Genomic DNA, 6407 nt, shown 5'->3' with positions numbered 1-6407 from the left:
GGTGTTTTACGAGACGGCGGAGGGGAGGACGGTGCTGCCCGTCGAAGAGGCGGCGTGGAGTGGGGGCGGGCGGGTCGAGATGGAGTGGAAGCGGGGGGACGGGCCGGCGGTAAGAGTGGCGGTGGTGGCGCGCGGGAACGCGTTTACGGTGCGGATGGAGGGGGAAGCGGGGGCGGGGATCCTGGGCTGGGGGGTGTCGATCGAGGCGCGGGAGGGGGAATATTTCACCGGGCTGATGGAGCGGGTGGTGGACGGGGCGCAGGAGGCGTCCTGGGCGCCCGGGATCGGGGAGGGGATGGATCTCGGGGGGCAGCGGGTGGAGATGATCGTCAAGCCGACGACTTCGGTCTACGCGCCGTATTACCTCTCTTCGCGCGGGTACTCCTGCTTCGTCAAGGGGACCTGGCCCGGGGTGTACGATTTCGGCCGCGAGGACGCCGGCCGGGTGCGGATCCGGTTCGAGGGCCCGGAGCTGGAATTCAAGATCTCGACCGGCGACCCGGCGCGCCTGGTGGCGGAGCACGCGCTCGAGGCCGGCCCCCCGTTTCTCCCCCCCAAATGGGCCTACCTCCCCTGGCGCTGGCGCGACGAGCACACCCACGCGGACACGTATTACGACGGCACCCCCGTCACCGGGCCCTTCAACTCCCAGGTGATGGAAGACGTGCTCCTGATGAAGGCGTTCGGGATCCCCTGCGGCGTCTACTGGGTCGACCGCCCCTGGGGCCTCGGCTTCTGGGGCTACGACGACTTCGAGATCGACCCGGCGCGCCTTCCGAATTTCGAAAAGATGGTCCGCTGGCTTGGCAGCCGCGACATGCGCACCCTCCTCTGGATCGCCCCTTTCTTCCAGGGGAAGATGGAAAAGGAGGCGCTGGCCCGGGGCTACCACCTGGCCGGGCAGAAGCCGCAGCGCAACAACTACCCGATGGTCGATTTCACCAACCCGGAGGCGAAGGCCTACTGGCAGCGGGGGGTGGAAAAGCTCCTCGACCTGGGGGTGGCGGCGTTCAAGCTCGACCGCGGCGAGGAGGGGATCCCCGACGACGGCCTCCCCCCCGTCAGTGACGGCCGGTCGCTCCGGGAGCAGCGGAACGCCTACCCGGCCATGTACGTCCAGGCGGCCTACGAGGTCGCCCGCAAGCACCGCGGGGACGATTTTCTCCTGATGCCGCGCGGGGCCTACACCGGCAGCTCACGCTACGGGGTGTTCTGGGGCGGGGACATCGGCGGGACCCAGGAGGGGCTGCGGGCGTCGATCATCGCGCTCCAGCGCGCGGCGGTGATGGGGTACCCGAACTGGGGGTCGGACACCTGCGGCTACAACCAGCAGCTGATGGAGCAGGAGGTGTGCGCCCGCTGGCTCGCTTTCTCCTGCTTCACCCCGATCATGGAGGTGGGGCCGACGCGCAACCTGGCGTTCTGGAACCTCCCGCGCGAGCCGCGTTACGACGCGGTGCTGATCGCGGCCTGGAGGCTCTACGCCCGGCTCCACACCCGGTTGGCCGACTATACCTATTCACTGGCGCGGGAAGCCAGCCGGACCGGGGTACCCATCGTCCGGCCGCTCTTTTTAGCGGATGGGTCGCCCGAAGCCTGGAAATACTGGGATACGTATCTTTACGGGCCGGACCTGTTGGTGTCCCCGGTCTGGGAGAAGGGGAAGCGGGCGCAGACGGTCTATTTCCCCTCCGGCTCCCGCTGGCGCGACGCCTGGCGCCCCGACCGGGTCTACGAGGGGGGGCGAACGGCCGAAATTCCGGCCGAAGTGCACCAGATCCCGATCTTCGTCCGGGTGGGGTCACCCCTCCGGCTCGGCGATCTCAACCAGGAGTGGCGCGAGGCGATGGAGGTGGCCGGGCGCCGGCCCGATCTCGCCCGCCTCGACCGGGAACTGGCGGCGCAGTTCGGGAAGGTGGGACGGTAGGGAGCCGGGCTCGCAGCAGGACCAGGCAGGCGGCTGATTTAAAGGTTTGCCCCTGGCTGATTTAAACCTTTTTTCGCATGTCCATATCCGGAGTCTGCAGTAATTACTGTATTTTCAGTGGTTTCCATGCGGAGCCGGCCCGACCTTGGGCGCCTCGACAGGGAACTGGCGGAGCAGTTCGGGAGCGCCGGGCAAAACCAGGGTTTCTGGTTGGCCAGCGTATCGATTGCCTTCAGGATGAGGCGGGTGGCGCGCAGGATGGCGCTCACGATAAGGAGCGTCAGCCCGCCGGTCCAGAGCATCAGGCCTTGAGGGGGACAGTGGTGACTGTCCCCCTCCGGCTAAGCGGGCTCAATAGGTTTCAAATGGCCGAGATCCACCGATTGTGCTGTTTGCCAGAGATCATACTGGAGTTGAAGCTTGAGCCAGCCTTCGGGTGACCGGCCGAACACTTTTGACAACCTCAAGGCCATTTCAGGACTGATCCCGGCTCTGCCGTTCAATAGCGCCGAAAAGGTCTTTCTGGTTACACCAAGCGCTCTTGCCGCTTCCGTAACGGTGATATGGAGCGGTTCTACACAAAATTCCCTTATGATTTCGCCTGGATGGGGTGGGTTATGCATGGCCATTTTTTCCCTAATGATAGTCTTCATAATCGAGATCAAAGGCATCCCCGTTTTTCATCCTGAAGGTCATTCTCCAGTTTCCGCTGATTTTGACCGCCCAGGTTCCCTTACGATCCCCTCTGAGGGGGTGCAGATCCAGTCCCGGCAAATCCATATCTTGCAGGGTTTCAGCCGTTTCGAGCAGGGCGAGGATTTTTCTCATCCGAGCCGCATGTTGTGGATCCACACCACTGGTGTTACCGGATTCGAACAATCGTTTGAGCCCCTTGTGCCTGAAATTTTGGATCACGCACTTTCATTGTAACCAGGTACGTTGCGGGTGTCAACAGGAAGCTTGATTCGAGACCGGGGCCTAGGGGGCCAGGGTCGTTGATGCGCTTGCGGAGATTACGCGCCTATTAACCGCAAATAATGCGGCGAATGGTCGAATAATCTCCGCAGGAGGTGCGGAGATTGTACGGCCACGAGCTTGACGATTGGCCGCGGTTCCGGTGGGACGCGCAGCAGATTGCGTATCCTTTGGGCGAGGTACGCCATCGGCAGGGCCTTGAGGGGGACAGTCACCACTGTCCCCCGCTGGATTTGTCGACCCAGGGAGAGACTTTCGAGGTGGCCCGGAAGAACGTGATTGAGGCTTCCCAGTTATTCCTGACCAGCTGCCTGGAAAGAGGAACGCTCGATCAGGCGCTCAGGGAGCTGGGATTTGTCCCCATGCCCAATGAGATGCAGGAGGATTCGCTGCCTGAGGGGACCTTTTCCTTCCCGGTACCGATACCGTTTGTCTTTCAAAAACCCTCCGAATGCCACGCATAACCCCGCTGAGTTGTTGAAGGGGACAGTGGTGACTGTCCCCCCCCAATGTTCGTTATGCCGCTCGTCGGCTGCGGTGATTCTCTCGGGTGAAAAGTTTGACGGTCATGGAATAAGGTCATTGTGAATCTAAAGTGTCAGCATGCGGTCTTTCGGCTACTATGATTACTTTATCGGGATATTCAAACCAGGACTCTTGCCTGCAACCGATGTGATGATCACAATATCCCCTGAATGCAAAGCGGTAGGTGACGGTAATTTCTGCTGCATCCCCTTTGCCAGGAGGGTCGAACACCCACCGGCCTAAATTCGATTCAACCTCTTCTACTAAAAGCGACGGCCCGTTAACGATAGTAACATCGATAACCGATCCATCATCACGAACCCTGCATTTTGCCTTAACCGTCCCCTCTATTCCTGCAAATAGCGCCAGCTTGGGATAATTTGCTGCCAAAACCAAATGCGGACTCGGATGGATTTCCGCGTGGCAGACGGTCGACAATGCAATGATTGAAAACCAAACCCTAAACAATGGTTGCACGATTCAGTGTCTCCTGGCAATGTGCGCCCGTTTCCATTCGAGCCGATCGCTGCTTTGCACTCCGTCGCAAAAATACCATGTATTCAAGCAAAACCGTCTTTGCCCAATCATCTCAGGGCCTGCCCGCGGCCGCCTCGATGGTGAGGGTGCCTCCTTCGAGGCCGGGGGCGGAGGCTTTCACGGTGATCGTGCCGGGGGCGGAGAGGGCGCGGACCCAGGCGTAGCACTTCCCTCCGTAGGCGCGGCGGACAGAGCCGCGATACGATTCGGCGCTTCGGTTGTCGCCGTTGTCGACGGCGGCGATGGCGCCGGGGCCGGTGAGAGTGAAGGTGACCGGGTGGGAGGCGTCGGGGACGGGGACGCCGGCGCGGTCGGTGACGGTGGCGGTGACGCGGGCGACCTGGTCCCAGCCGGGGGCGAGGGGGGTGCGGTCGACCGTGAGGACGATTTTTTCCGGCCGGCCCGCCGTCCGCAGCTCGTGCCGGGCGGCGTCGCGGCCGCCGCTTCGGCCTATGGCGGCGAGGGTGCCCGGCTCGAAGGGGACTTTCCACACCCGCGGGGCGTCGTCGGCCGGGCGCCCTTTCTTTCCGAGTGATTTCCCGTTGAGGTAGAGTTCCACTTCGTCGCAGTTGGAATAGGCTTCCACCGTTTCCTCGTGCGGGTTCAGGTCGGCAGGGGTCCAGTCCGCAAACTGCGACTGCCTGTGGGTGAGGGGGACGAAGCCGGGGTCGTCGGGGACGGCCTTGGGGGGGAGGGTGCGGCGCACCACGTGGACCACCGGCTGGTCGCTCCACCAGGCCATTCTTTCATACGCCATCGGCTTGATCGCGCCGGCGCGGTCGAGCAGGCCGAAGCCGGCGCCGATCATCGGCCAGCCGAGCGATTCGCCCAGGTAGTCGATCCCGCTCCAGAGGAACTGCCCCGCGTGCTGCGGGTGGTCGCGCGCGGCCAGCCAGGTGGCCAGTTCGTGCCGCTGCTCGGTCCCGACGATCTTCCGCCCCGGTTTGGCCTTCCACGCCTCGAGCAGCTCGAGGTCGCGGTAGTTGGTGCCGATGACGTCGAGCAGGTCGGCCAGGCCGTTGGTGTAATCGCCGCTCACGTTCGGGCGGAAGAGCCCCTGGGTCACCGGCCGGGTCGGGTCGAGACGGTGAAAGAGGTCTACCAGCCCCGCCAGGACCTTCTTCCCGAGCTCCGCTTTGACCGTGTCCCGGATCTCGTTTCCCGCGCTCCAGAGGATGACGGAAGGGTGGTTGCGGTCGCGCACGACCGTGTCGCGCGCGTCGATGTGGGCCCAGCGCTCGAAGTCGCGGTGGTAATCGTGGGTATTTTTTCCGATGGTCCAGCAGTCGAACATTTCCACCATGACCAGGAACCCCATCCGGTCGCACAGGTCGAGAAAGTCGGGCGCGGGCGGGTTGTGGGCGGTGCGGAGGGCGTTGACCCCGAGCTTGCGCAGCCGGCCGAGGCGCTCTTCCCAGACCGAGAGCGGGACGGCGGCGCCGAACGCCCCCCCGTCGTGGTGGAGGCAGACGCCTTTTATTTTGAGGTTTTTCCCGTTGAGCCAGAAGCCCGTGTCCGAGTCGAAACGCGCCTCGCGGATCCCGAAGGGGATGCGCTCGCCGTCGCTTTCTTCGTCGCCGGAGCGGAGGGTCAGGCGGGCCTCATGGAGAAGGGGCCGGTCGAGGTCCCAGAGGACGGGATCCGTTACGGTGACCTCTTCCCGGAAGTCGGCGCCGGCGCCGGGGGCGACGTTGAGCGGGCGGGTGCCGGCCGTGCCGACGACCGTCCCGTCGGGAGCGACGAGGGTGATCTCCACGGAGACGGAGGCGGCTCGTGCGGAGCGGTTCAGGACGGTGCCCTCGATGTTTACCGCGGCCCGGTTGCCGGCGAGGCGGGTGGAGAGGAAGGGGCTCCATTTTTCGAAGTGGACCGGGCCGGTCACCACCAGGCGCGCGCGCCGGTAGATGCCGGCCCCGGTGTACCAGCGGGAGGCGGGCTGGCCGGAGTTGTCCGCGCGCACGGCGAGCAGGTTCGGGGCGCCGAAGCGGACGTGGCCGGTCAGGTCGTAGCCGAAACTCACGTAGCCGTTGGGGCGCTGCCCCAGGTGCACGCCGTTGACCCAGACGTCGCTGTGCGCCATCACCCCGTCGAATTCCACGGACACCCGCCGGCCGGCCCAGGCCGCGGGGAGGGTGAAGGGGCGGCGGTACCAGCCGATGCCGGCGGGGAGAAAGCCTCCCCCCGGCCCGGTCGGGTGTTTCGGGTCGTGGGCCCCCTCGATGCTCCAGTCGTGCGGAACGGTGAGTGGGCGCCAGTCGTGGTCGGCGTAGTCCGGGGCCTCCGCCCCCGGCGCGTCCCGCCCGAGGAAGAGCCAGCCGGAATCGAGCGGAATGATTTCGCGCGCCGCCGAACAGGGCGGGGCAAGAGAGATGAGGAGGAGGAGCAGGATCGGTTTCATCGGCGTACCCCGATTGAAGTATAGTGGGTAGTAGACCGCGCCGCC

General features: G+C 64.6%; 6 protein-coding genes. 2 read left to right on the top strand and 4 right to left on the bottom strand.

All coding sequences use genetic code 11. The annotated features are described in order from the left end of the window. Positions 1–31 precede the first annotated feature (31 nt). Entirely contained in the window at positions 32–1927 is a 1896-nt protein-coding gene (locus tag GXY47_06055; GenBank protein ID NLV30704.1) for a glycoside hydrolase family 31 protein, read from the top strand. 341 nt (positions 1928–2268) lie between these two features. Here GXY47_06055 and GXY47_06050 read toward each other — a convergent pair whose 3' ends face one another. Together GXY47_06050 and GXY47_06045 are read right to left on the bottom strand one after the other, a co-directional pair. Continuing rightward, positions 2269–2556, bottom strand: coding sequence for a HigA family addiction module antidote protein (locus GXY47_06050; protein ID NLV30703.1), 288 nt, complete (start codon positions 2554–2556; stop codon positions 2269–2271). 7 nt (positions 2557–2563) lie between these two features. Next, positions 2564–2842, bottom strand: coding sequence for a hypothetical protein (locus GXY47_06045; GenBank protein NLV30702.1), 279 nt, complete (start codon positions 2840–2842; stop codon positions 2564–2566). A gap of 164 nt (positions 2843–3006) precedes the next feature. Between GXY47_06045 and GXY47_06040 the strand changes: the two genes are divergently transcribed. Beyond that, on the top strand, positions 3007–3366 hold the full coding sequence (locus tag GXY47_06040; protein ID NLV30701.1) for a DUF4172 domain-containing protein: 360 nt from the start codon (positions 3007–3009) through the stop codon (positions 3364–3366). A 115-nt stretch (positions 3367–3481) separates the two neighbouring features. On the opposite strand, the gene GXY47_06035 is transcribed toward GXY47_06040, so the two are convergent. Continuing rightward, positions 3482–3904: an energy transducer TonB gene (locus tag GXY47_06035; protein ID NLV30700.1), complete on the bottom strand. Its 423-nt coding sequence runs from the start codon at positions 3902–3904 to the stop codon at positions 3482–3484. Positions 3905–4016: 112 nt separating this feature from the next. Continuing rightward, positions 4017–6362, bottom strand: a complete 2346-nt coding sequence (locus tag GXY47_06030; protein NLV30699.1) for a glycoside hydrolase family 2 protein — start codon at positions 6360–6362, stop codon at positions 4017–4019. Between the last annotated feature and the right edge of the window lie 45 nt (positions 6363–6407).

The organism is Acidobacteriota bacterium (assembly GCA_012729555.1).
Lineage (GTDB): Bacteria > Acidobacteriota > UBA6911 > UBA6911 > UBA6911 > UBA6911.
Note: the sequence above shows the minus strand (reverse complement) of the source record. Positions and strands in the feature narration are given on the sequence as shown.

What these genes read in the sequence shown, in the direction of transcription:
- GXY47_06030 (NLV30699.1), bottom strand. Translation starts at nt 6,362, where the DNA reads ATGAAACCGATCCTGCTCCTCCTCCTCATCTCTCTTGCCCCGCCCTGT.
- GXY47_06050 (NLV30703.1), bottom strand. Translation starts at nt 2,556, where the DNA reads ATGGCCATGCATAACCCACCCCATCCAGGCGAAATCATAAGGGAATTT.